This is a genomic window from Baaleninema sp., from assembly GCF_049974805.1.
Taxonomy (GTDB): domain Bacteria; phylum Cyanobacteriota; class Cyanobacteriia; order Cyanobacteriales; family Geitlerinemataceae; genus Baaleninema.
In genome coordinates, this window is sequence record NZ_JBNGCO010000084.1 from 124 (window position 1) to 22,730 (window position 22,607).

The following is a 22,607-nucleotide window of genomic DNA, read 5'->3' on the forward strand; positions in this document are numbered from 1 at the left end:
AATGGGGTAATGGGGTAATGGGGTAATGGGGTAATGGGGTAATGGGGTAATGGGGTAATGGGGAGTTTCACATCATCCCCTCATCTCCTCATCCCATCATCCCATCATCCCATCATCCCCTCATCCCCTCATCCCCTCATCCCCTCATCCCCTCATCCCCTCATCCCCTCATTCCATCATCTCCTCATCCCCTCATCCCCTCACCGCGTCTTCTGCGACCAAATCCGCGTGGGAAGACCCCAAACGTAGATGAAGCCTTCAGCGGCTTTGTGGTCGAATTGGTCGTCCGAACCGTAAGTCGCCAGTTCGTCGGTGTAGAGGGTATTCGCAGACTTGCGACCGACAATGGTGGCGGTTCCTTTAAACAGTTTCACGCGAACCACCCCAGTCACGCGTTTCTGAGTTTCTCGAATAAACCCATCTAACGCCGCTTTCAGGGGGCTAAACCACAAGCCGTTGTACACCAATTGGCTGTAGGTTTCCTCAATTCCCCGTTTGTACTGGGTTACGTCTTTCGTCAGCGTCAGACTTTCCAAGTCGCGGTGGGCTTGAATCAGCGTCAGCAGGGCGGGGGCTTCGTAGATTTCTCGAGATTTAATCCCGACGAGGCGGTTTTCAATCATATCGATGCGGCCGACGCCGTGGCGTCCGGTGATGTCGTTGAGGCTGGCGACGAGTTTCACCGGAGAGAGGGCTTCACCGTTGATGGTGATGGGAAGACCTTCCTCGAAGCCGATTTCTACGTATTCCGGTTCGTCGGGGGTCTCGGCGATGGCTTTCGTCATCGCGAAGACTTCTTCGAGGGGTTCGTTCCAGGGATCTTCCAACGGGCCGGCTTCGATGCTGCGGCCGAGGAGGTTGCGATCGATACTGTAGGGGGAAGATTTTTTCACCGGAGAGGGAATTCCGAAGCGTTCCCCGTAAGCGATGGTTTCTTCGCGACTCATTCCCCATTCCCGGGCGGGGGCGAGGACTGTAATATCGGGGTTGAGGGCGGCGATGGCCACGTCGAAACGAACTTGGTCGTTACCTTTCCCGGTACAGCCGTGGGCTACGGCGTCGGCCCCGTATTCTTGGGCTACTTCTACCAGTTTCTTGGCAATCAGAGGACGGGCTAACGCCGTCGAGAGGGGATAGCGGTTTTCGTAGAGGGCGTTAGCTTGAATTGCGGGAAAGGCGTAATCGGCGATGAATTCTTCTTGGACGTCCGCCACTAAGGATTGACTCGCCCCAGATGTCAGGGCTTTTTCGCGAACTGGTCCGAGTTCTTCCCCTTGACCCAAATCGGCGGCCAGGGTAATCACTTCTTCAACTCCCCACTCTTGCTTCATGTAGGGGATACACACTGACGTATCGACGCCACCGGAATAGGCAAGTACGGCTTTTTTAGCACGACCCATGTACGTTTCGTTCTCCGTCTCAAAACAACCAGTCTTTTATTATGGGGCATATTCTGGAGTAATTTTCCCCATTCTTGGCAGACTTGGCTGGGATTTTACCTTGCTGGGGTCGCCACTGTCTCGAAACGGTTCTCTGTGTTAGCGATTGTTGACAATTCTGGTGAAGGATATAATCTCTCGAGGATTTGGGTTGACTTTTGTTGTTTTGTCGTTCTCCCGTAGCATCCTTACCCAAGATGCTACGGGGTTTCAGTTGAATTGGTAAAATCCAATTTCTAAGTCGGGTTTTGTATGAATGCAAGCAATTTTATATTCGCGTTTATATTCGCAGACCAAAAAATTAATTGCAATCCTAAAACTCCCGTTTTTTTTGCGATCGAAGCTTAGAGAAAACCGTAAAAAGCCGCACTCTAAGCTCCGGGGAGTCCTTCACGATTCAAAGGATGGAATCTCGTTTCGATCGCGCGTTCCGAAGATGTTTCTTGACAGTATGTTCGGAAATGTATAGACGAGCAGCAATTTGTTTGTAAGATAAACCCTGCGATCGCAACAGCCAAACCTCAGATTCCCGTTCTGTGAAACCGTAGGCTTTCGCTTCCGCGAGAACGCGGTGGGGAACGATCTGACTGATATCCTCAAAAGTGACGAGGAAACCCTCAGATAAACCCAAGGGAATCCAACGGAAGCGCAATCGTAAGGACGGTACGAGCCTTTTGGGTAAAGAAATACTCAACAACACGATCGAATCTCCTTTTCGACGCTACGGGATTGCAGCGGTAGAGGCGAAACCCCGATAGTCAACCATCGATTAAAGTGCCTGGGAATTCGATCGATCGCTGTAATCTGGGTGATTTGGCTTTAAACTTCGAGTCAGGGCGACAATCTGCTAACAATCCATCTAAAAAGTTAAGAATTTTAAGCTTTAACTTTTTTGAGGGTTGTTTTTTTGTAAAAGGGTCTTTTTTTAGCGCAACTTAACTAACCCTGCTGTATCGAACTTCAAACCCATTTCAAAATAGAATCATATGGGTTCGGAGTGACTTAGGAACCCAATGACAAAGCTGTATCTCAAACTTGTCCAAATATCCACTGAGAGAAACCCGGTATCTGGAAAATCCTCAGTTTCGGGTATCCCGTCTCTTAGAGATCTTAGCTGTCTGACGATTTGCCTTTTTGAGATGCACCCGGTAAAAGTCATGGAATTACCTGATTTTAAAGGCTTAGAACGCTAAATTGTTTTTTTGACCGACAATTGCCTAACTCCTGTTGGTTATACAGGACTTCTCTTCAAATTTCTGGACGATACCCATGATTGGTCGAGTCTCTTCGCCGAAAATTTTGAAAACTCTCAGGATTCGCGTTCTGTGATCGCGCGGACTGAGAGAGCGGTTGACGCGATCGCTCGGGGAGGATCTTGCCAAACCCGATACAGATCCGGCAAAATTAAGTGTATACACTGAGAAGCGATCGCCCTAGCGAGTTGAATTGCTCAAAACTCCTTTAAAAAAAAGGATTTTAGAGATTAAAGCCGGGCTGTTTTCATTGCCATAACCAATTTTATGTTATAAAAGTTCATATTTTCTCAGTGTATATACTTAAGTAAATACTGATTTTAGGCAAAGGGGGTGGTGTTTTCCGAAAAAGCTGTGACAGAATGACAATATAGCGAAATCAACTTAAAAACATGATGTTTAAGACTGCTACGTCTCAAGCCTCTCCCAAAACTGTCCGTTGGCAAGATCTCGATCCGATGTCCCTCGATCGGTGGTTTCCCCGAGACTGCCAGCGTCACTATATGTCCCAACTTGTCGGAAAAGGTGGGCTGACCCGGCGTCGAGCTGAATATTTCGTGCGCTTGTGGGCATATTTGTGCTTGAAATACCAACTGATACTCGGTCGCCGAATATCGTCCCCTTTAGCGGAGTTACATATTCCCGAAGAGTTTGTCTCCTGTACCCATCGCGAAGCAGCGGCGTTGTTCTACGCCGATCGCGATCGCGGCAGCCATCGCGCCGCCGGGATGATGCTAGACAAACTCGCCGATCTCGGACTGATTGGCAAACACTTCGATGGAAATACGGTCTGCGTCAAAATCGAACCCCTTCCCTCCGTTCGTTCTCTCTCTCCTCCGTCTCAGCGGAACCTCCGTCCGATCGAACCTTTGGAGTCCCGTTCCGATAAGATCCCATTAGTTTGAGGTTAATTCTTCGACCCGTTAAGCTTGCGTACAACGCGGCTTAACGGGTTTCGCGCTCCCGCCAAGCCCAACAGCGGCTCGAAGATGGACTCTCCGCACGATCCTCCGAAATCGACACCAGCTCGATCGCTCCATCTTCCCGAATCGTCCAAGCGGTGGCTTCCCGCAACAACGGTAACGGCGTCTCGAGAGCTTCGCTGTGGTGGTTTTCCGGGGGGGTAGGCATCTCCTGCAACTGTTCTAGGGCGCGAAAATCCTGCCATAGCGGTGTTTGTGAAATGGGATCGAAAGGCGTCGGCGGCAGTCCCCCCCGCCCCACAAACACGAATTCGCTCCCTGCATTAAAAGCCGTACAACGATCGACCACCGTTTCCGTCAAACGGCTTTCTTCAGGATTGAGGGCGAACAAATTCTCTTGGGAAAACTGCGGTGTTTCAATGTCGATGGTGCCGTCGATCCCCAAGCGGGAACTGGCGGAAATGCGACTGTCGGGAGATTGGAAGAATCCTCGAGCGAAAACCCTGATGTTTCCGCCCCGTCCGGCGAAAGCGTCCGCCTCGAGGCGACTGTTTTCCAAAAGCGTCAGAGTTCCCGTCTCGAGAATCATGTTCCCGCCGTTACCCGTTCCTTGACTGGGAGTCCCCGCACGGGTAGAAATGCGGCTTCCGTTCTGCAAGACGATCGCATCGCTCAGGTTCAAGCGAATATTGCCGCCGTTTCCCTCTTGACTGGCTACGCGAACCGTCGTCTCGTCGAGGGTTAAGCGATCGCCGACAATGATAAGGTTTCCCCCGTCGCCGCTGCCCATGGCCGAAAGGTCGATGTTGTCGCCGCTGAAGTCTAACTGACCCACGTTTAAGCGAACGTTTCCCCCCAAATTCGATCGCGTATCCGCCACGATTTGCGCGGTTGGCTGACTGGTGAGAACCTCGGCGTTGACGGTGAGGCTTCCCGCTTCTCCCAAGCCGTTGCTTTGTACCGAAAGCGAGCTGTAACGTCCCAGTACGAGCCGTGATGTTGTAATGTCAACGTTGCCAGCATCCCCCGACGGTGGGGGAATATCGCCCACGAACTCGGGAGATATCGAGACTGAGGCCGAAGAAATTATCGAGAGCAAATTCGGATTGGCCCCTCTCAGCTCGATCGATTCCGTCGCGTTAACCCTGACGCTGCCCGCATCTCCCGCTCCTAGGGTGGTGGTGGAAATCCCCGAACCGCCCTGCATGATTAAGCGTCGGGTCTCGATCGTCAGTTTCCCCGCCTCCCCCGATCCCCGCGTCACACTACCGATAAAATTGAGTCCGCTCGTGCGCGGTTGATCTCCCGTCAGTTCGATTTGTTCGGCGGCCGTCACCGTCACGTCTCCGGTCTGCCCCGAACCAAAGGCGAAAGAGCCAACCGCTCGACCGTCGCGGACTCTGAGAGTTCTCGTTTGAATGTCGAGGTGTCCCGCGTTGCCCGAGGCCAGGGCGATGGTGCCGAAAATGTCGTTTTGCAAGGAACCGTTGAAGAGCCGGCCGCGAACGTCGAGAGTATCGGCCGCGTTCGCCCGGAGTCCACCTCCGTCACCCGCCCCGAAACTGAGACTTTGGGCGATCGCCAAATCGTCCGTGGTGAAAGTCCTCGCCGCGATATCGATATCAGCGGCCCGTCCGTCGTCCCAGGTGGCACTTCGCAATCGGCTGAACAGGGTTTCGTCTCGCGCGTTACCGGAGAGAGACAGGGTATCGCTGACCCGCACTCGTAACGTTCCGTCGTCGCCCGCTCCCCAGGTTTGCAGCAACACCATCGACCCGTCTCGGACATCGAGATTGCGACTGTGGAGGCTGATGTTACCTCCGCCGCGGCCTCGGGTGGTGGCGAGGGACTGTTGCGACAGTTGGATATCGGCGAATTCTGAGACGGCTTCGTATTCTGTTCTCCAACCCGACGCCTCGGATATCAGGTTGACGGAACCGGAGGCTACCGCCGCCAGTTCCAGACGGCCGTTTGGGGCTTCCAACAGGCCGCCGTGGAGGGTGACGTTTCCCCCCAGGAGTGCCAGGGTTGCCCCTTCGGGAACTTGCAATCCTGTTTCGATGGGTTCGCTGACGAGGGGACTGAGATCGATGTCTTCGGAAAAGGCTAAGTTGTGTCCTCTGCCTTCGACGCGAATTTCACCGGAGCCATCGCCACACTGCAACCCCACGGGAACTGTTACGGTTAACAAGGGCGTTTCGGGGGAGGTGGCACTGAAAGCGGTTCCGTTCTCGAACAGGATGCGATCGGCTGTGGTGGCGAGAAAGGAACCCCCCACGTCCAATCGTGCTGTATCTTTAAACAGGATGCCGTTGGGATTGATGAGGAAGAAATTGGCTGTGCCTTGGGTTTGCAGGGTTCCGGCAATCGTCGAAGCGTTCTCTCCCGTCACTCGCGTAAAAATATTTTCGATGTTCGGTGCGTTTTCAAAAATAACTCTTTGATTTTCCGAGATGTTGAATTCTTTAAAACTATGAAATAACTGGAGGTTGGATTGGCTTCCGTTTCTGATTCGAGAGGTATTTCCTTCGTTTTCTACGATTGATGGAGTTTCTAGGGTTTCGTCTGGAATAAGTTGAGCGCCAATTTTTTGTGCTTTAAAAAGAATTAATGTCGTCGATAAAATTAGGATATTAAATATATGCAAGAAACAAGAATATTTTAAATATATACTATTTCGTAAAAAGCGAGAATTGTCGGCATTTTTTAATTCTATATATATTGAATTCGGAAGAGTCATTTTAAAACAAACTCCAATTATTTTATTGATATTAATAGCGATAGAAAATGGTTTATACAAAGCGTTTATACAACAAGGACTAAAGAGAGAGTAAAGACAGAATATAACTCGGATATGACAAACAAGGGTCTAGAAACAAAAAAAATAATTTTTTACTATTTTTTAATTAACGAAACAGGATTTGTATATACTATAATCTAATATTATTTTAATCCAATCCAAATCGTTTGAAGTGAAGTTTTTTTGACTTAAAAAATTCCTCAACAGAACTGACCTGAAACTTTCGAGGTGCGATCGACGATCGATCGCCGACAGACCCGCCGAATCCATTGGCAACGCCCTGTACTGTAGAATGACGCCAGTTTGCCAACCCAGTCCACAGCAACCATGCAATCGATCGATTGGTTTATCGTCGTTAGTTATCTCGTCGTCACCATGGCCTTGGGGGTATACCTCTCCCGCAAAGCCTCAAAAAGTTTAGCGGACTTCTTCGTCTCCGGTCGATCGCTACCCTGGTGGTTAGTGGGCACCAGCATGGCGGCCACCACCTTTTCGATCGATACCCCACTTCTAATTACCGGAATCGTCGGCAACCGAGGCATCGCCGGAAACTGGCTGTGGTGGAGTTTCGGCATTTCTCACCTGATTATGATTTACATTTTCGCCAAAATGTGGCGGCGATCGGAAGTCATCACCGATGCCGAACTCACCGAAATTCGCTACGGCGGTTCGACCGCCGCTTGGTTGCGGGGTATCAAAGCCTTTATCTTCGCCGTTCCCATGAACTGCATCGGCATCGGCTACGCCATGTTAGGCATGGTGAAAGTCGTCGACGCCCTCAACATCTGGGAAGGATTCGGCATCGAAGCCACCGACACCGACCTCAAAATCTGGAGTGTCGTCGGCGTCAGCATCTTCGTTTTGGTCTACGCCGGATTAGCCGGATTGTGGGGGGTCGTCGCCACGGACTTCTTTCAATTTATTTTGGCGTTAGTGGGGGCGTTACTCGTGGCGGGAATCGCCCTGAACCGCATCGGCGGGATGGAAACGCTGATCGATCGCATCCCGCAAGTCACCGATATCGATATCCTGTCGATCGTACCCGTTCACCTCAGCGGAGACGGAACCGTTCTCGAATTTAGCAAAACCGCCGGAATTACCCTCAGCGCCTTCCTCGCCAACATCTTCGTTCAATGGTGGTCTTGGCGTCGCAGCGACGGCGGCGGAGAGTTCGTCCAGCGGTTCGCCGCCGCCAAAGACGAAGCCGGGGCAGAAAAAGCCGCCTGGACCTTCAACATCATGCACTACGTCGTCCGAACCTGGCCTTGGATTGTCGTCGCCCTCGTCGCCCTCGTCGTCTTCCCCGACTTACCCGATAAAGAACTGGGCTATCCCAAATTGATGTTGGAATATCTCGGACCGGGACTGTTAGGACTCGTCGTCGCCTCCTTAATTGCAGCGTTTATGAGTACCGTTTCCACCTCCATCAACTGGGGGGCGTCCTTCATCACCAACGACCTGTATTTACGGTTCGTCGAACCCGAAGCCAGTCAAACCAAACTGGTGTTCGTAGGGCGTTTCTCCTCCGTTATCGTCACGGCGTTGGGGGCAGTGGCGGCGTTCGTCGCCGAAGACATCGCCCAAGTCTTCGAGTTAATTATCGCCATCGGTACCGGGTCGGGACTGGTGTTGATTTTGCGGTGGTTCTGGTGGCGAGTGAACGCGGCGGCGGAACTGACGGCGATCGTTGCCAGTTTCATCGTCGGTTCCCTGGCAACCTTTGCACCTCAGTGGGATGTGGAACCCTCGAGTTGGGCGTTTCGCTGGGTGGTCGCCCCCATGTCCGATTACGGCTTGCGGGTCATTTTTATTACGGTGGTGGTGAGTCTGTTATGGATTGCGGTGATGTGGTTGACGCCGCCGGAAGCGGAAGAGACCTTGGATAATTTCTATCGCCACGCCCGTCCGGGGGGGTTAGGTTGGTCGCGACAACAGGCGAATACGGGGCTGTTTCCCGCCCAGGATTTACTGACGGATTTAAAACGGGCAGTTGCGGCGAATTTACTGTTATTTGGGGTGTTGTTGTCTTCGGGGGGATTTTTGCTGTTACAACCGTTGATGGGTTGGTGTTGGCTGGTGGTGGCGGTCGTCGGTGGCACTTGGCTGCGGCGGTTGAACAAACGTAAGCTGGTGGCTCTGCCAAGACCGGGACTTGAGGAGAATTGAGAGTAAGGTCTCAGGTTGAAGATCTCTCGGGTTGAAGATCCCCGACATCTTGGAGATGCCAGGAATTTCATGGGATCTCACGCCGAATTCCTGTCTCAAACCACCCTTTCACACGAAAGCCAAACCGTCGCAGAAACCACCCGATTTCGAGAATTTCGGCGTGGGTTGAATAGCGCCACTGGACGCTGAAGCTTCCCCCTAATGCTGTACCGACTCTCGAACCGTGCGATACCCTGAGAAAGAAAACCGACCGCACCGAAAGGAGAGGCAACCTTGAAAAGCGCACAACCCAACTCACCTAACATACAGTCGATACTCATCGGCGTCATCCTGGCCGCGATCGCTCTTATTGGATTTAGTTCCTTCGTCATCATTTCCCCCGGCGAAGCTGGCGTCATCAGCATCCTGGGGAAAGCCAGAGACGGCGCGTTACTCGAAGGCTTGCACTTCAAACCCCCTTTAGTGTCGAAAGTGGATGTCTACGACGTGACGGTGCAGAAGTTTGAAGTTCCCGCCCAAAGTTCCACCAAAGACTTACAAGATTTAAAAGGACGCTTCGCCATTAACTTCCGACTCGATCCCGCTAAGGTGGTGGAAGTACGACGCACCCAGGGAACCCTGGCCAACATCGTCTCGAAAGTCATCGCCCCGCAAACTCAAGAGGCGTTTAAAATCGCCGCCGCCAAACGCACCGCTGAAGAAAGTATCACCCAGCGCAGCGAACTGAAAAAGGATTTCGACATCGCTTTACAAAGCCGACTGGAGAAATACGACGTCATCGTACTCGATACCAGCGTGGTGGATTTGAACTTCTCGACGGAGTTCGCCAAAGCGGTTGAAGAGAAGCAAATCGCCGAACAGCGGGCGCGACGGGCGGTTTACATCGCTCAAGAAGCCGAACAGGAAGCGCAAGCGGAAATCAACCGCGCCCGAGGGAAAGCGGAAGCGCAAAAGCTGTTAGCGGAAACCCTCAAATCCCAAGGGGGACGCTTGGTGTTGCAGAAGGAGACGATTCAAGCTTGGCGCGAAGGCGGCGCACAAATGCCGAAAGTGCTAGTGTTGGGGGGTGACTCTCCGGCGATTCCGTTCCTCTTCGATTTACAAGACGTGCAAGAGGAAGCGATGTAAATCAGTCGGACGGCGAAACCGTTTGAGAAACCGGGTATCTGAGAAAGTTCTCCGAGGGAGAGTCCGAGATGTTGCAGATACCCGGTTTCTGAAGGCTTGGGTTTTGACGTTTTTTCACCGAAGTTTTTTCACTGAAACTGAGATGGCTCTTTGGAAATTCGCACTGGGATCGATCGCTGGGGTTGTTTTGGGAACCTCGCCGAGTTTGGCGCTTCCGGGTCAAACTGTGGAACAAGTGCAAACTTGGATTCAAACCAATCCGCTGTTACCTCGGGGACTCGAGGGGAGTTTGCGCGTCAGTCGCAGCGATATTCCGGGTCAGCGGTTTACGTTTTCCGCCTCGAAGACGTTACCGACGGACTCGAATTTGGTGGTGGGAGGACGCTACATTCGCAGCGAACGCCTGGAAGTTCTCGATTATGAAAACGGGGTGACGCGCGATCGACTGGTTTCGACGTTACGATCGATCTACGATCTCGATGTCTACCGAGATTATCGAGAGGCTGAGGTAGTTTACGACTACGTGAGTCCCGCCGGACGGGAGATGCAAGACCTTTATCGCGGCGTGGTGTTGAAGGGCGATCGCTTTGGCTATTGGATTGAGATTACCGAACGGGACGGCGTCGAACCCGTTATCGGTCAATTGTCGATCGTTCTAGCCGAAGATGTGGAAACTCTGGAAACGCAGTTGAGAAATCGTTGAGCCATCTCTGGGGGCGGTGCGTTCGCGGGAAGTCCATTCCCTTGACGGCGGCGGAATGTTTTGACCCGCTAACGCACCCTACCTCTCATCATCCCATCATTCCATCATCCCATCATCTCCTCACCGGACACCAACTGTTTCAGTTCAGACTGTCCGACTCGTTTCAACTGACGGGAAAATTGCGCCGCCATCGTAGCAATAACCGCCACTTGCATTAAACAACCCAGTCCGAAATACCAGAGCGAAAGTTGGTACGAATTCGATAAACTCGCCCCGAATACGGATATCTTCCACAGCAGACTCGGTAAGTCCGTCCCGCTACCGGATACGTCGTATTTGGCAATGTCGAAGATTTCCCAGATTAAGGGCGGAACGCCGATAGACGCCGCCACTGCTGCCGCCGCCCAAATTTGACGTTTTCGATGTTTCGTCCACAAAATCCACTGCGCTAGGCTGCTGTACAGCAATAATAGATTGGCGACGATAACCAATCCGACAAGGGCGGAAATTCGATCGCGTTCCCAAAACAGAACCCATCCCGACCAACTTCCCATGGCGATCGCCACGTTAACTAACATCGCCAACAATGCGGGACTTTTTTCGCCCCAGAGGAGATCGCGAATCAGAGAATAGTGCTGTTGGCGATCGCTATTGCGGCTGAAATGGCGATAGCGGGCCCAATCTTGCAAGGTTTGACGTTGGGGAGCCACCGCCGCCGTCAACAACAGGACAACGACCAGGGAAACCCCCGCAAAAAATGTCATATCGTGCAAATGGGGGGTGTTGGGCAGGGAAACGGCAAACCCCAAAACATATAAATGAAGGCAGAGGTTGAGGGCGTAGCTTTGTCCTTTACTCAACAAAGTAGCACTCGGTTTGTGATACCGTCGCTCTAATACCGCCCACATCCAATAAATCAATAACAGGCAGCTGGCTAAAACGAAAAGTTGCGTGTAAATCGGTAACTTGGCGATGGGGTAATGCCACCAAATGCCATCGTCGATACGGGAAATTTTGTTGTCAAAGCTGACAAATACGAGAACCATATAGGGATAGACGAGTAACGCCCCTAAAATGCCCCCCAGCCAAGCCTGTTGACCGCCGAGGAGCGCGTAGAGAACGGCGAAGCTGGCAAACATGAAACTGCTGACGCCTGCCACGACGTAGAACAGAAGGGCGTCACTGAGGAGATATCCCCCTTGCAAGCTAGACCACAACTGAAGGGGAACCGCCACGGCGACGGCGAGATACACCAGGGAGGGAACGCCGAAGATTTTGCCGAGGAAGATGGTTTTCGCCGTTTGGGGACTCAGGCGAATGAAGTTTAGGGTTCCCCGTCGCTGTTCGTTAGCCAGGTTGCCCACCAGCATGAAGATGACGCCGACGAGCAGTCCCCCCAGAGCAATGGTACTGAGGGCGTGGCAGATGTGGAGCCACCATTTATCCCAGAGAATCATCAATTCGCCGGCGTTGTCTCGCAGGCATCCATACATGGATTTGCCGTTGTGGATAAAGCTACCCGAGAGACAGTAATAGTTGTTGGCGATGCGATCGCGTCCCATATCTACGGGAAGTTGACCCCAGAAGTAGAGCAACACGAGAAGTTGTACGAGAAGCGAGCCGGAAATCGCTGCGATAAGGTTGCGTCGGCGAAGGCGTCCTTTGAGTTCCCGAAACAGTTGGGGGTTCGCGTCGCCGAACCGTTCGAGCCAAGTTTGGAGCATGATACCAATACCTATATAAACAGTGCGATAGAGGCAGCCCAGAGGGGCGTTAAGAGGCTTGTTTGTGACCGAGCTTTAGAAAAATCGTTTCTAGGTCTTCCCGCGTGCAGTGGAAGTCACAGACGGAGACCCCCGCTGTTACCAGTTGGCGCAGTAGGTCGGCGCTGTCGGCGTCGGTTCCGGTAAACTGCACGAGGATTTGTCGATCGCGCAGATCCCAATTTTGTACGTGGGGACAGTGGCGCAGTTCGCTGAGGAGGGGGTCGAGACGATCGTCGAGGACGGAAATGAGGATTTGCTGCTGGCTAAGTTGCGCGTAAAGGTGCTGTAGCGGCGCACTTTCGACGAGATATCCCAGTTCCATGATGCCGATCGACGTACAAAGTTCGGCGAGGTCGCTGAGAACGTGGGAGGAAATCAATACGGTCATTCCGGCTTCTTGTAAAACCTTGATGATTTCGCGAAACTGCATCCGCGCGATGGGGTCGAGGCCGGATACGGGTTCGTCGAGAAGGAGTAATATCGGTTCGTGAATGACGGTTCGCGCCAAACTCAGCCGTTGTTTCATCCCTCTCGAGAGGGTGGAAATGAGGCTGTTGCGTTTGGGGACGAGTTGGACGAGTTCGAGTACGTCGAAGAGGCGGCGCGATCGCGTGGGTTCTCGCAGGTGGTACAGTCGCGCGAAGTATTCGAGATAGTCCCAAACGGTGAGGTCGTCGTAGAGGGGGAAGTCGTCGGGTAGGTAGCCGAGATGTCGTTGGAGGTTGGGGTTGGGTCGATCGGGTCGCAGTTGTTCGCCGTTGAAGTAGATTTCTCCGGTGGTGGGTTCTTCGATGGCGGCTAACATCCGAATCAGGGTGGTTTTTCCCGCGCCGTTGGGTCCGATGAGACCGTAGACTTCGCCGTAATTGATGTTGAGGTTGACTTCGTTGACGGCGAGTTGGCGATCGAACTGTTTGCTGAGATCGCGGGTTTCGATGGCGAGGTCAGTCATCGTGATGGGTGGGGTAACTGAGTATCGGCTACAGGGGAATCGATCGCCATTCCGCAGAGACGGCGATCGCGGGAGATACCCCAAGCCTAGCCTTAGCTTTCCCCAAATGTTTCCGGGCGATCGCTCACATTTGTGAAAGTTTCTCGAACGGTTTCACCGCCTCTGGCCTCAATCTTGCCATTTCCCGGTAAAAATACTCGCCACCGCGCGTTCTAGACGGTTCAAATCCTCCGCCAACAGCGGCGGCCAGGAGACGCCGCAATTGCGACCTCGCTCGAACTGACGCTGACTTTCCAACACCAGCAAATGCAAGGCGTAAGCCAACTCGCGATCGATCTGGGGTTGACCCTCGATCGCACGATACAACACCTTCAACGCCAGCAAAATCGAGGTCATCTGACCGGGAATCGGCGCGTTTCCCCCTTCGAGAAGCATCAGGAACGCATCGGGATTGCGCCGCGTCTCCAACGCCATTCCTTGGTCGATGAGAAAGTTTCGTGCGGTTTTGTCATCCATGAGAAAAATCGTGTTAAATCGATAGTGAGGCGAGGGTCGAGTTTGCGAGTCGCGTCTTTAAACTTTAACCATACTGGGAGTTCCCATGAGTTTACTTGGAAATATCATCTGGCTGATTTTCGGCGGGTTCCTGTCGGGACTCGGTTATATTATCGGAGGTTTGACCTTGTGCGTCACGATTGTTGGTATTCCGTTCGGTCTGCAAACGATTAAATTAGGGTTTGCGACCATGACGCCTTTCGGAAAGGAAATCGTTGAAGATAAGAACGCCAACAGCACGCTGACCATTATTTTTAATATCATTTGGATTCTGTTGTTCGGCTGGGAAATTGCTATTTCTCATTTGACTCATGCGGCGATTTTGGCGATTACGATTGTGGGGCTTCCTTTTGCGAAGCAACATATTAAGTTGATTCCCATGTCGTTGTTGCCCTTCGGCCGTTCGTTGAAGGAACCGGAAAAAATCGAAGCGTTTTAGTAAGGTTGTAGTTAAATTGTAGGTTGGGTGGAGCGCAAGCGAAACCCAACATGACTATTTTGGGAATTTAAATTAATCTTGAATTTGGGGGAGGGATTTACCACAGACGATCGATTTGAGATGGGGGGGTTTTCTAGGAATTTAAGGTTGATATTTACGAGGATATGATGTAACTAATTAGATGTTCTTCGGGGTTAGAATCGGGGTTGAGAATGGCGATACAGTTTTCTTTGCAGAGGGTCGAAATGACTTTATTGATGTCTCTTTTCTTGAGTTCTGGAAATTGGGCTTTTGCACTTTCAACTAATACGGTTTGACCGATAAGTTGTTGGGTTTTTACTAGGGCGAAAATATATTCTTTGGCGCGATCGAATGTATTATGTTCTTCGGTATTCAGCAAACTTCCTAAGTCGTGACTGAAGACATCGAGCTTTTGTAAAAGCCGACAGTCTTGTAAGACTTCCGAACGAATGGTTAACTCTTTTAACTCCTCAAAATCCACCAGTCGATCGCTCAAGACGAACTCTTCCGATTTGGCGGAATTGACGAATCGATGATAGGTTTCTAAAATATGCAGCGATTCTAAGTCGGGAATGATATGACGGTGAATGGAATCGACAAACAACTCTTTATAGCGACGATAGCCTTGATTTCGAGGAACGCCTAAATTTTCGGCGCGGATTAAATATAAAAACTGACAGGTATTTTTGGCTAACGCCTCTTGCGCGGCTTTCATGACTCGACAAAAACTTCCTAAATTGGGTTCTTCAATCCAAATTACTCCGACGCGACCGAGTTTGAACGACCAATAAAAACTCAAAGAATAGCGTCCGTAAGTGGGACTTTCGAGGAGTTTCGGTTGAACCCCCGTAACGCCTAAAACTTCGAGAACTTGACGCAACATTTGCATGAGTTCCGGGGCGGAAAATTGACGGATGTGATGGACTTTTTCGCGGACTTTCGCCAGTTCTGTTTCCCAGGCGAGTTTGAACGCCGCCAGTTTGTCGGTGGGTCGATCGATCTCCGGTTCTACCTCTGTTATTTCGGAGATTTCTAGATGGGGAGACTTCCCGTTGGCGACGCCTACTTTCGCCTGTTGAAAGAGCGATCGCCCCAACATCAACACCGATCGAGGAAGGGCGCGATCGCCGGGAAATTTTCGTTCTAAAGCCTCTCGAGACAGGGGATATACCGGAGAGGGGGGCGGGTTGTCCGCTTGACGGTGTAGGGGGGCGAGGCGGATTTCCCAAAGCTGCTGGGCGCGATCGATATCGATGGGGCGCAGGTGGAGTTCGGTATCGATGCGGGCTAAATCAGCCCCTTGAACGTGGCGGGCGTTTTCGTTCCAGGTGTTGGTGACGATGCTAACGATGACGAGGAAGTTCCTCAGCTTTTGGTTGTGGACGATGGAATTGACGTTAAACAACGCCTGTAAGTCGATGTAACCGCGATCGGATCGATCGACGTTATCCAGGTTGTCGAAACAGAGGACAATAGGCTGAGTTGCGGTGGCGATGCGTCCGAAATTGGCCAGGATGCTTTGGGCTTTATGTTCCGTATCGATAGAACTGCTGACGTGCAAAGCCCGCAAACTCTCTTCGTCGAGATCGTCCCCTTTCAACCAGTCGCACGCCAGAGAATAGCGTTTCGGTTCCGTGAGGTAGTAGAGAATGCTGAAAAACTCGTTGGCGTTGTAAATCCCCGTGGGATAGGTGGATTTGAAATTGTGGACGAACAGATGGCGTTCTCCGATGAGACGTTTGAGAAATCCCCCTTCTCGAAACGCCGAGAGACTTTTCAACCACAGCAACAGTTGCGATTCTCGTTGTCCCTCGGGAACGTAAGTCAGGCTGTCGATGGTGTGGCGGAGGGTGTGACGCCAGATGTAATCGCTTTCGGGCCAAGGTCCGATGTAGGCGAAAAAGGCTTGGGGGTTCAACCGCTTTTTCAGGCGACTCAGCAGAAAACTTTTTCCCGACCCGGAATCGCCGGATAATAGAATCGTGCGACTGCGCCCGTCACTGGCGACGCGGTTGAGAATGCTTTCGACATCGGCAACGATATCTTGGTGAATCGATTCGATGGTACCGTGGGTTTGACCGTCTTCGTGCCAAAAGTTTCCCGGTCGAAACGTCGTCGAGTCAAAGGGATTGACGGCGCGTTGGACGATCTGTTCGATAGAAGCCATAAGTCTCAGTCTCCAGTCTCCATTCTCCAGTCACCCTTCACGTTTGGGCGATAATTAACTGTTCTTCGAGGGGAAGGTCGGGATCGAGGATTTGCACGGGGCGATCGCTCAGCGATAGGGTTTCGATGAGTTGGTGAACCTGTTGTTTGCTGACGCCGCCGAATTGGGCGATCGCTTCTTCGATGAGTTGTTCGATCGCCATACACTGTTGGCTGACGACTCGGTTGGCGATGAAGTCTTCGATCGCTTGTAGAGATGCTTCGGCTTCTTCTTTGGCGACGGTGGTTTCAAAGAAGCCCAGTTGTTGCAACAGGGGACAGTCTTTTAAAACCGCTGTTTGACGGGCGAGGGATTCTAATCTCGGGAGGTCGGGGGTTTCTTCTCCCACCACCAGTTCTCCGGAGAGGGCGTCGTTGACCAGGGTGTGATAGGTGGAAAGGTAGCGCACGGAGGTCAAATCCGACATGAAATGATTGTTGCGATCGTCGCTGAAAATTTCTGTATAGAGTTGATAGCCGCGATTGCTGGGCGACCCCACCCCTTCGGCGCGAATCAGTTGTATGGTATGACAGAGATTTCGATCGAGCGCCTCGTGACAGGCTTTCAGCAGGTTGAAAAACTTCACCATATTGGCGTCTTCCGACCACACCACCCCCACGCGATCGGTGGTTCCGGGGGCGCGATAACTTAACGAGTAACTGGCGTAAGTGCGACTGGGAAGCAGGCGCGATCGCACGTCTTCGACTTTCAAGACGCTGAGAACTTCCGCCAACATCTGTATCAACTCGGGAGCGGCATACTGACGCAGCCGATTGACCCGTTCTTCCGTTTGCTTGAATTTTTTCAACCACACCAGTTTGAACGCCGCAGCGGGGTCGCTAGTGGCGTCTGTGGGAACTTTTGGAGGGGGGGTAGGACTGGAACCGTTTCGCTCGATTCCCGATTGCAGGCGATCGAGTTTCGATTCCTGATACAGCCTCCGCCCCAAAATCAGCGTGTTGCGCGGTCTCGTTTTTCCACCGGGAAACTTATCGTCCAAGTATTGGCGAGAGAGGGGATAAATGGGGGATTCCGGTTGCGGGTAGGTTTGGCGGTGCAACAGATAGAGACGGCTGGCCCAGAGGGCTTCGGCTTGGTCGATGGTGATTTGTTTGAGGCGAATCGTCGCATCGATGCGATCGCGATCGGTGGCGGGAATGCGCCCTTGGTTTTGTCGCCAGGTATCCGTAATGATGCTGATGACGAACAGAAAGTTTTTCACTTTCTGAGTGTGGAGAATCGCGTTAACGCGAAACAGCGTTTGTAAATCGAGGTTTCCGTCGCTGTTGCGGGCGATGTTGTCGAGTTGGTCGAAACAGAGGACGATCGGCTGTGTCGCGTCGGCGATGCGTCCGAAGTTGGCTAGGGTTTTTTGGGCGGCGTCTTCCGTGTCGATGGTGGATTGGACGCCCAACTTCCGCAAGGAGTCATCGTCGAGATCGTCGCCGCGCAACCACTCGCAGGCGATGGGGTACAAGTCGGGATTGGTGAGGTGATAGAGAACGCCGAAAAATTCTTGAGCGTTGTAGATTCCCGAAGGATAGGTTTCGAGGAGTTTGCGAACGAACATCTGACGTTCTCCTCGCAGCCAATCGATGAAGCCCCGTTGTTGGATGTCTGAGAGGTCTTCCAACCACAGGAGAATTTGCGATTTGTCTTGACCTTCCGGTTTTTCGAGGAGACTATCGACAGTGTAGCGGAGGATATGTCGCCAAATGTAATCGCTGGCGGTGAAGGGTTCGACGTAGACGAAAAAGGCGCGAGGACTGGAGGATTCTGTCTCGCCGATTTGAATCGATCGCTTGATGCGTCCGAGGAGATAGGTTTTTCCCGACCCGGTTTCCCCTTCGAGGAGAATGGTACGAGAACGTCGATCGTCAGCCACTCGTTCGAGAACGGCCTCGATTTCGTCGAGGGCGTCTTGGTGGATAGAATCGACAGTGAGATCGGGATTTTGGACTTCTTGCCAAAAGTTTCCCGACCAAAAGGTTTCTGTGTCGAAGGGGTTTGGCTCTCGTTGGATAATGCGATCGATCGCGGTCATGGTTTACCTCAGCCACAAATAGGAGATACGTCTGGGTCCGAAGAATTCGTCCGAAGAATTAGGTACGGATGATGAAAAACAGCGGTCCCCCGATGTCTTGAGGAATTCCCGCTTCGATTTGTTCGCTCGTATAATGAGCGGCTTCTTGCAGAGAACTTAACTCGATGCGATCGGCGCGTTGCAAGCGATACAAGGCGCTATCGAGTTCTTCTCGCGTTAGGGGCGGTTGCAGCCGTTCGCGCAAGTAGAAAATCGGTAAATAGTTTTCAGTTCCGAGTAGGCGATCGAGTTCTTCGACGGCGTACCAAATATCCGTGTCGTTGGGCTTTTCTGTCAAACGCCGCTGGGGATTGACGGGTTTGGCGGGGGGTTTGGCGGGAGGTTTGGCCTCGGCGGCGGATTGGGAACTGTCAGACTTGCGGAGAAACTGAAGGTAGCAGGCGAGATGGTCGAGACTCAGTTCCAGGGCGCTTCCGCTGGGGGTGTATTCGTGGCGCAGGTAGTCGAGGCCGCGAGACGTCAGCCAAACTTCTTGAATCGTCGTTTTTTCGGCTTTAATCAAGCCGCGTTCGACGAGTTTGCGAATCACGACTTGGCGGTGTTCTGTATCGAGATGGGTTTCTTTGGGGGAGATGCTGTTTTCCGCGCAAGCTTTCAAGACTTGAATTTCATCGTCCGTCACGGGAAGCCGACTCGTATCGAGGCGCAGCAGGGCGCTTCCCGGCGGTGCGATGCGAAACTGAACGATTTCTTCGTTACAATCGACGAGACCGCGATCGCACAAGGCGTGACAGATGCGATCGCGCTCGGCCGCTTTGGTGCGATTGTTGGGTTTCACCTGGGAAATTGGCGCCCGGTAGTCTGGCGTCCCCAACAGTTTTAATAGAAATTTCAGTTCCCGCGTATCCATTCGGTTCGACTGCTATACGACGATCGCCCTATCTTACCGCAGAGGGGGAGAGGGGATGATGGTGCGATGAGAGGATGATGCGATCGAGGTGATGAGGTAATGAGGAAATGGTGATACTTGAGTTTAGAATATAATACGGTTAAAGTACAGCGAAATTATAAATTTTAAACACTCGATCGATGAGTTCTTCTCAAGAACGCCCCAGCTTACAAACTATCGTCAAAAAAAGTTTACAAAAGATTTGGCAAGATAGAAAGTTCGATCGGGTGCATCTCTCTTTTGTAAAAATATGAGTTTGCAGTAGGTTGGGTGGAGCGATAGCGAAACCCAACAACCGATCGATTCAGTGTAGAGACTCCGATCTGATAAATTTACATTTTTGAGATGCACCCAGTTCGATCTTCCCCAAAAGCCTATACCCACCCGCACAGTTGCACGGAGAAAATCAGTCGATATCGATCGTCAATCAACCTTTTTCAACTGGCGTAACAACCCTGTTAATTTCAACGTTGATTTAAAGGTAAATTTAAACCTAGACAATAATCTAAAATTTTACGACTCAGAGATGTTTTTTGGCTTCAATAACTCCCGGTCGAAAAACATAATATTCTGGGCGATAAATTGATTTCATTGTGCTTTAAAACTGCACCAAAACCACAGTCAAGACTATAAACCTATATTCGGATAATCCAAGATTAGGATTTCAAAGGATTTTAAATTACTCTCCTGTAAAAGACAGAGCGTCTGTGTTAACGTACCGAAAAAACGCTCTACGAGGAAATTGCCGTGTCTGCTGTCAGTTTCATACGATCGACCTCCTACGAAACCGCCGCCTTGCGGGAGTCTCTCGAGGCGTTACTCGAACCGTTGGGGGGAATGGGTGCGATCGTCAAACCCGGCGATCGCGTCTTACTCAAACCCAATCTTCTCACGGGTTCTCGTCCCACAAAAGAATGTGTCACCCGCCGCGAGGTGGTGTATGCGGTGGCGCAACTGGTGAAAGAAGTCGGCGGAAAACCCTTTCTCGGGGACAGTCCGGCGTTTGGAAGTGCCAGAGGCGTCGCCAAAGCTAACGGCTATCTTCCCCTAGCGGAGGCTTTAGATTTGCCGATTGTCGAGTTTCGCGGCAAACGCTACGACACGGAAAACGACAACTTTACCCATCTGCGGTTGGGGAAAGAAGCGATGGACGCCGATGTGGTGATTAACCTTCCCAAGGTGAAATCCCACGTGCAGTTGACGATGACGATGGGGGTGAAGAACCTCTTCGGTTGCGTTCCGGGGAAAATGAAAGCCTGGTGGCACGTCGAGGCGGGTAAGGATGTCGATCGCTTTGCGGAAATGCTGGTGGAAACCGCCCGATCGATCGCCCCCAATTTAACGATTCTCGACGGCATTATCGGTCACGAGGGCAACGGTCCCAGCGGCGGCGACCCCCGAAAACTGGGGGTGTTAGCGGCTTCAACGGACGTATTCGCCTTAGATTTGGCGATGTTGCATCTCCTCAACGTCGATCCTGCGATCGTGCCGACGGCGGTGGCGTCGCAGCGGTTGGGGGTTTGTCCGAGGTTCGAGGATTTGGAGTTTCCCTTGGCGAACCCGGCGGATTTGGCGGTGACGGATTGGAAGTTACCGGAGGCGTTGATGCCGATCGATTTTGGTTTGCCTCGGGTGTTGCGATCGACCTTCAAGCATTTGTATATCCGTTTTGTCCGCGAACCCATGACCAGCGGTAAGTAAGCTGTTTGTCTGTCTCCCCCAGTTGCATGGGGGAGTCGTGGTTTTGGGCGGTTTGGGAGGCGTTATCTACCCATGAGCGATCGAATTTCGGAGATTTCGCGAACGAGGATTTCGGCGGCGCGATCGATCTCTTCGTCGGTGGTAAATTTGCCGATGCCGATTCGCAGTGCGCCTTCGATCGCATCTTCGGAAAGTCCAATTGCTCTCAGGACGTGGGAAGGAGTTTCGACACCGGAAGAACAAGCCGAACCTGTGGAGATGACTAGGCGATCGCGCACTCGCGCAATGACGGCACTGTTGGGAATACCGGGAACGCAGATGTGGAGGTTTCCCGCGAGGCGGTTATCTAAATCGCCGTTGACGAGGAGATCGGGGATTTGCTGTTGGAGGAGAGTTTGCAGTCGATCGCGTTTGGCGGCGATGGCGGGTTCGTCGGTTGCCATTTCGAGCGATCGTAGACGACAAGCTTCACCCAATCCTGCAATCCCCGGAACGTTGAGGGTTCCCGATCGCAATCCCCGTTGGTGTCCGCCGCCGTAGAGTAGCGGTTTTAAGGGGGTGTTACGTCGGACGAGGAGTGCGCCGCAGCCTTTGGACCCGTAAAACTTGTGAGCGGAAACGGCGAGAAAGGTAATCCCCCAGTGGCGAAACTGTAGGGGGATTTTGCCGACGGCTTGGGAGGCATCGCAGAGGTAGGAAACGCCGTGGTTTCGAGCGATGCGAGCGATCGCTTCCACGGGGTAAATCGTGCCGATTTCGTTGTTTGCCGCCATGATGCACAGGAGATCGAGACTGTTGGCACAGTGTCGATCGATCTCGTCGAGGTCGAGTTGTCCTTTGCGGTTGGCGGAGAGGACGGTGAGTTCGGCTCGTCCCTGTTTGGCGAGAGCGTGGCAGGTGTCGAGGACGGCTTTGTGTTCGAGGGGGTTGAGGGCAATGCGAAGCGGCCTGTCGCGGAGACTGCCTTGGATGGCGAGGTTGATGCTTTCGGTTGCCCCGGAGGTGAAGTTGACATCCTCACCGCCCTGGAAGGACGGTGATTCCCAAACCTCGCGATTTGGGTTCCTGCTTCCTTCCCTTACGGGTTTTTCGCAGTTGCTCTTGGGAACAATGTCCTTCAAGTCTTACACTCGCTTCACAGGCTGTAACGGTGTGTCCCACCGCCAAAAGATTCTGTGCGGCGTTGATGTCCCGGTCGTGAACCGTCCCACATTTCGGACAAGTCCACTCTCTGACATCCAACGCCATCGAATCGGCTTTGTGTCCGCAACATCCCCCCTTTAGTTCCCCCCTTAATAAGGGGGGTTAGGGGGGATTCGGGAACCATCGATCTACCTTGACGAGCGTTCGTCCGTACCACTGACACTTGTAGTCCAGTTGGTTGACAAACTTTCCCCAGGCACAATCAGAGATATGTTTGGCAAGTTTGTGATTTCTCACCATCCCCTTAACCAACAAGTCTTCCACTACGATGGTTTGGTTTTCACACACCAAGCGGGTTGTCAGTTTGTGCAGGTAGTCGCTCCGAGCGTCTCGAATTTGTTCGTGGATCTTGGCAACCT

The 22,607-nt window shown here is 52.2% G+C and carries 16 protein-coding genes and 1 pseudogene; 6 read left to right on the plus strand and 11 right to left on the minus strand.

Features of this window, described 5'->3' with window-relative positions:
• Positions 1 to 200: 200 nt before the first annotated feature.
• Together ACP5D4_RS15415 and ACP5D4_RS15420 are read right to left on the minus strand one after the other, a co-directional pair.
• A complete protein-coding gene (locus ACP5D4_RS15415) occupies positions 201 to 1,400 on the minus strand; it encodes an argininosuccinate synthase (RefSeq protein WP_428012513.1) in 1,200 nt (399 codons plus the stop codon).
• 436 nt (positions 1,401 to 1,836) lie between these two features.
• Entirely contained in the window at positions 1,837 to 2,139 is a 303-nt protein-coding gene (locus ACP5D4_RS15420; RefSeq protein WP_428012514.1) for a response regulator transcription factor, read from the minus strand.
• Positions 2,140 to 3,084: 945 nt separating this feature from the next.
• Between ACP5D4_RS15420 and ACP5D4_RS15425 the strand changes: the two genes are divergently transcribed.
• A complete protein-coding gene (locus ACP5D4_RS15425) occupies positions 3,085 to 3,597 on the plus strand; it encodes a hypothetical protein (protein ID WP_428012515.1) in 513 nt (170 codons plus the stop codon).
• Between the two features lie 40 nt (positions 3,598 to 3,637).
• On the opposite strand, the gene ACP5D4_RS15430 is transcribed toward ACP5D4_RS15425, so the two are convergent.
• Positions 3,638 to 6,355 carry a filamentous hemagglutinin N-terminal domain-containing protein gene (locus tag ACP5D4_RS15430; protein WP_428012516.1) on the minus strand — a complete coding sequence of 906 codons (2,718 nt, stop codon included), beginning with the start codon at positions 6,353 to 6,355 and terminating at the stop codon, positions 3,638 to 3,640.
• A 387-nt stretch (positions 6,356 to 6,742) separates the two neighbouring features.
• Between ACP5D4_RS15430 and ACP5D4_RS15435 the strand changes: the two genes are divergently transcribed.
• From ACP5D4_RS15435 to ACP5D4_RS15445, 3 genes are all read left to right on the plus strand, one after another.
• Positions 6,743 to 8,581 carry a sodium:solute symporter family protein gene (locus ACP5D4_RS15435; protein ID WP_428012517.1) on the plus strand — a complete coding sequence of 613 codons (1,839 nt, stop codon included), beginning with the start codon at positions 6,743 to 6,745 and terminating at the stop codon, positions 8,579 to 8,581.
• A gap of 273 nt (positions 8,582 to 8,854) precedes the next feature.
• A complete protein-coding gene (locus ACP5D4_RS15440) occupies positions 8,855 to 9,709 on the plus strand; it encodes a prohibitin family protein (RefSeq protein WP_428012518.1) in 855 nt (284 codons plus the stop codon).
• Between the two features lie 142 nt (positions 9,710 to 9,851).
• Positions 9,852 to 10,412 carry a hypothetical protein gene (locus ACP5D4_RS15445; RefSeq protein WP_428012519.1) on the plus strand — a complete coding sequence of 187 codons (561 nt, stop codon included), beginning with the start codon at positions 9,852 to 9,854 and terminating at the stop codon, positions 10,410 to 10,412.
• 104 nt (positions 10,413 to 10,516) lie between these two features.
• On the opposite strand, the gene ACP5D4_RS15450 is transcribed toward ACP5D4_RS15445, so the two are convergent.
• From ACP5D4_RS15450 to ACP5D4_RS15460, 3 genes are all read right to left on the minus strand, one after another.
• Positions 10,517 to 12,136: a hypothetical protein gene (locus ACP5D4_RS15450; RefSeq protein WP_428012520.1), complete on the minus strand. Its 1,620-nt coding sequence runs from the start codon at positions 12,134 to 12,136 to the stop codon at positions 10,517 to 10,519.
• Positions 12,137 to 12,185: 49 nt separating this feature from the next.
• Complete coding sequence (locus tag ACP5D4_RS15455) at positions 12,186 to 13,130, minus strand: ABC transporter ATP-binding protein (RefSeq protein ID WP_428012521.1); 945 nt, start codon at positions 13,128 to 13,130, stop codon at positions 12,186 to 12,188.
• Positions 13,131 to 13,298: 168 nt separating this feature from the next.
• On the minus strand, positions 13,299 to 13,646 hold the full coding sequence (locus ACP5D4_RS15460; protein WP_428012522.1) for a Dethiobiotin synthetase: 348 nt from the start codon (positions 13,644 to 13,646) through the stop codon (positions 13,299 to 13,301).
• Positions 13,647 to 13,731: 85 nt separating this feature from the next.
• On the opposite strand from ACP5D4_RS15460, the gene ACP5D4_RS15465 reads away from it, so the two are divergent.
• Complete coding sequence (locus ACP5D4_RS15465) at positions 13,732 to 14,124, plus strand: YccF domain-containing protein (RefSeq protein ID WP_428012523.1); 393 nt, start codon at positions 13,732 to 13,734, stop codon at positions 14,122 to 14,124.
• A 154-nt stretch (positions 14,125 to 14,278) separates the two neighbouring features.
• Here the strand turns inward: ACP5D4_RS15465 and ACP5D4_RS15470 are convergent, their stop codons facing one another.
• Genes ACP5D4_RS15470 through ACP5D4_RS15480 form a run of 3 tightly spaced genes read right to left on the minus strand, consistent with a single transcriptional unit; the run spans position 14,279 to position 19,305 of the window.
• Positions 14,279 to 16,312, minus strand: a complete 2,034-nt coding sequence (locus ACP5D4_RS15470) for an AAA family ATPase (protein ID WP_428012524.1) — start codon at positions 16,310 to 16,312, stop codon at positions 14,279 to 14,281.
• Positions 16,313 to 16,349: 37 nt separating this feature from the next.
• Entirely contained in the window at positions 16,350 to 18,395 is a 2,046-nt protein-coding gene (locus ACP5D4_RS15475; protein ID WP_428012525.1) for an ATP-binding protein, read from the minus strand.
• Positions 18,396 to 18,453: 58 nt separating this feature from the next.
• Positions 18,454 to 19,305, minus strand: a complete 852-nt coding sequence (locus tag ACP5D4_RS15480) for a hypothetical protein (RefSeq protein ID WP_428012526.1) — start codon at positions 19,303 to 19,305, stop codon at positions 18,454 to 18,456.
• A 786-nt stretch (positions 19,306 to 20,091) separates the two neighbouring features.
• Between ACP5D4_RS15480 and ACP5D4_RS15485 the strand changes: the two genes are divergently transcribed.
• Positions 20,092 to 21,045, plus strand: a complete 954-nt coding sequence (locus ACP5D4_RS15485; protein WP_428012527.1) for a DUF362 domain-containing protein — start codon at positions 20,092 to 20,094, stop codon at positions 21,043 to 21,045.
• Between the two features lie 62 nt (positions 21,046 to 21,107).
• On the opposite strand, the gene ACP5D4_RS15490 is transcribed toward ACP5D4_RS15485, so the two are convergent.
• Together ACP5D4_RS15490 and ACP5D4_RS15495 are read right to left on the minus strand one after the other, a co-directional pair.
• Positions 21,108 to 22,166 carry a cysteine desulfurase family protein gene (locus ACP5D4_RS15490; RefSeq protein WP_428012528.1) on the minus strand — a complete coding sequence of 353 codons (1,059 nt, stop codon included), beginning with the start codon at positions 22,164 to 22,166 and terminating at the stop codon, positions 21,108 to 21,110.
• A pseudogene (locus ACP5D4_RS15495) lies at positions 22,063 to 22,596 on the minus strand (RNA-guided endonuclease TnpB family protein). Before ACP5D4_RS15495 ends, ACP5D4_RS15490 begins: the two are co-directional and overlap by 104 nt.
• Between the last annotated feature and the right edge of the window lie 11 nt (positions 22,597 to 22,607).

Bases quoted from the DNA above. Each gene is read 5' to 3' on its own strand.
- ACP5D4_RS15415 (WP_428012513.1), bottom strand. From the start codon at position 1,400: ATGGGTCGTGCTAAAAAAGCCGTACTTGCCTATTCCGGTGGCGTCGAT.
- ACP5D4_RS15425 (WP_428012515.1), top strand. From the start codon at position 3,085: ATGATGTTTAAGACTGCTACGTCTCAAGCCTCTCCCAAAACTGTCCGT.
- ACP5D4_RS15430 (WP_428012516.1), bottom strand. From the start codon at position 6,355: ATGACTCTTCCGAATTCAATATATATAGAATTAAAAAATGCCGACAAT.
- ACP5D4_RS15435 (WP_428012517.1), top strand. From the start codon at position 6,743: ATGCAATCGATCGATTGGTTTATCGTCGTTAGTTATCTCGTCGTCACC.
- ACP5D4_RS15445 (WP_428012519.1), top strand. From the start codon at position 9,852: ATGGCTCTTTGGAAATTCGCACTGGGATCGATCGCTGGGGTTGTTTTG.
- ACP5D4_RS15450 (WP_428012520.1), bottom strand. From the start codon at position 12,136: ATGCTCCAAACTTGGCTCGAACGGTTCGGCGACGCGAACCCCCAACTG.
- ACP5D4_RS15455 (WP_428012521.1), bottom strand. From the start codon at position 13,130: ATGACTGACCTCGCCATCGAAACCCGCGATCTCAGCAAACAGTTCGAT.
- ACP5D4_RS15460 (WP_428012522.1), bottom strand. From the start codon at position 13,646: ATGGATGACAAAACCGCACGAAACTTTCTCATCGACCAAGGAATGGCG.
- ACP5D4_RS15465 (WP_428012523.1), top strand. From the start codon at position 13,732: ATGAGTTTACTTGGAAATATCATCTGGCTGATTTTCGGCGGGTTCCTG.
- ACP5D4_RS15470 (WP_428012524.1), bottom strand. From the start codon at position 16,312: ATGGCTTCTATCGAACAGATCGTCCAACGCGCCGTCAATCCCTTTGAC.
- ACP5D4_RS15475 (WP_428012525.1), bottom strand. From the start codon at position 18,395: ATGACCGCGATCGATCGCATTATCCAACGAGAGCCAAACCCCTTCGAC.
- ACP5D4_RS15480 (WP_428012526.1), bottom strand. From the start codon at position 19,305: ATGGATACGCGGGAACTGAAATTTCTATTAAAACTGTTGGGGACGCCA.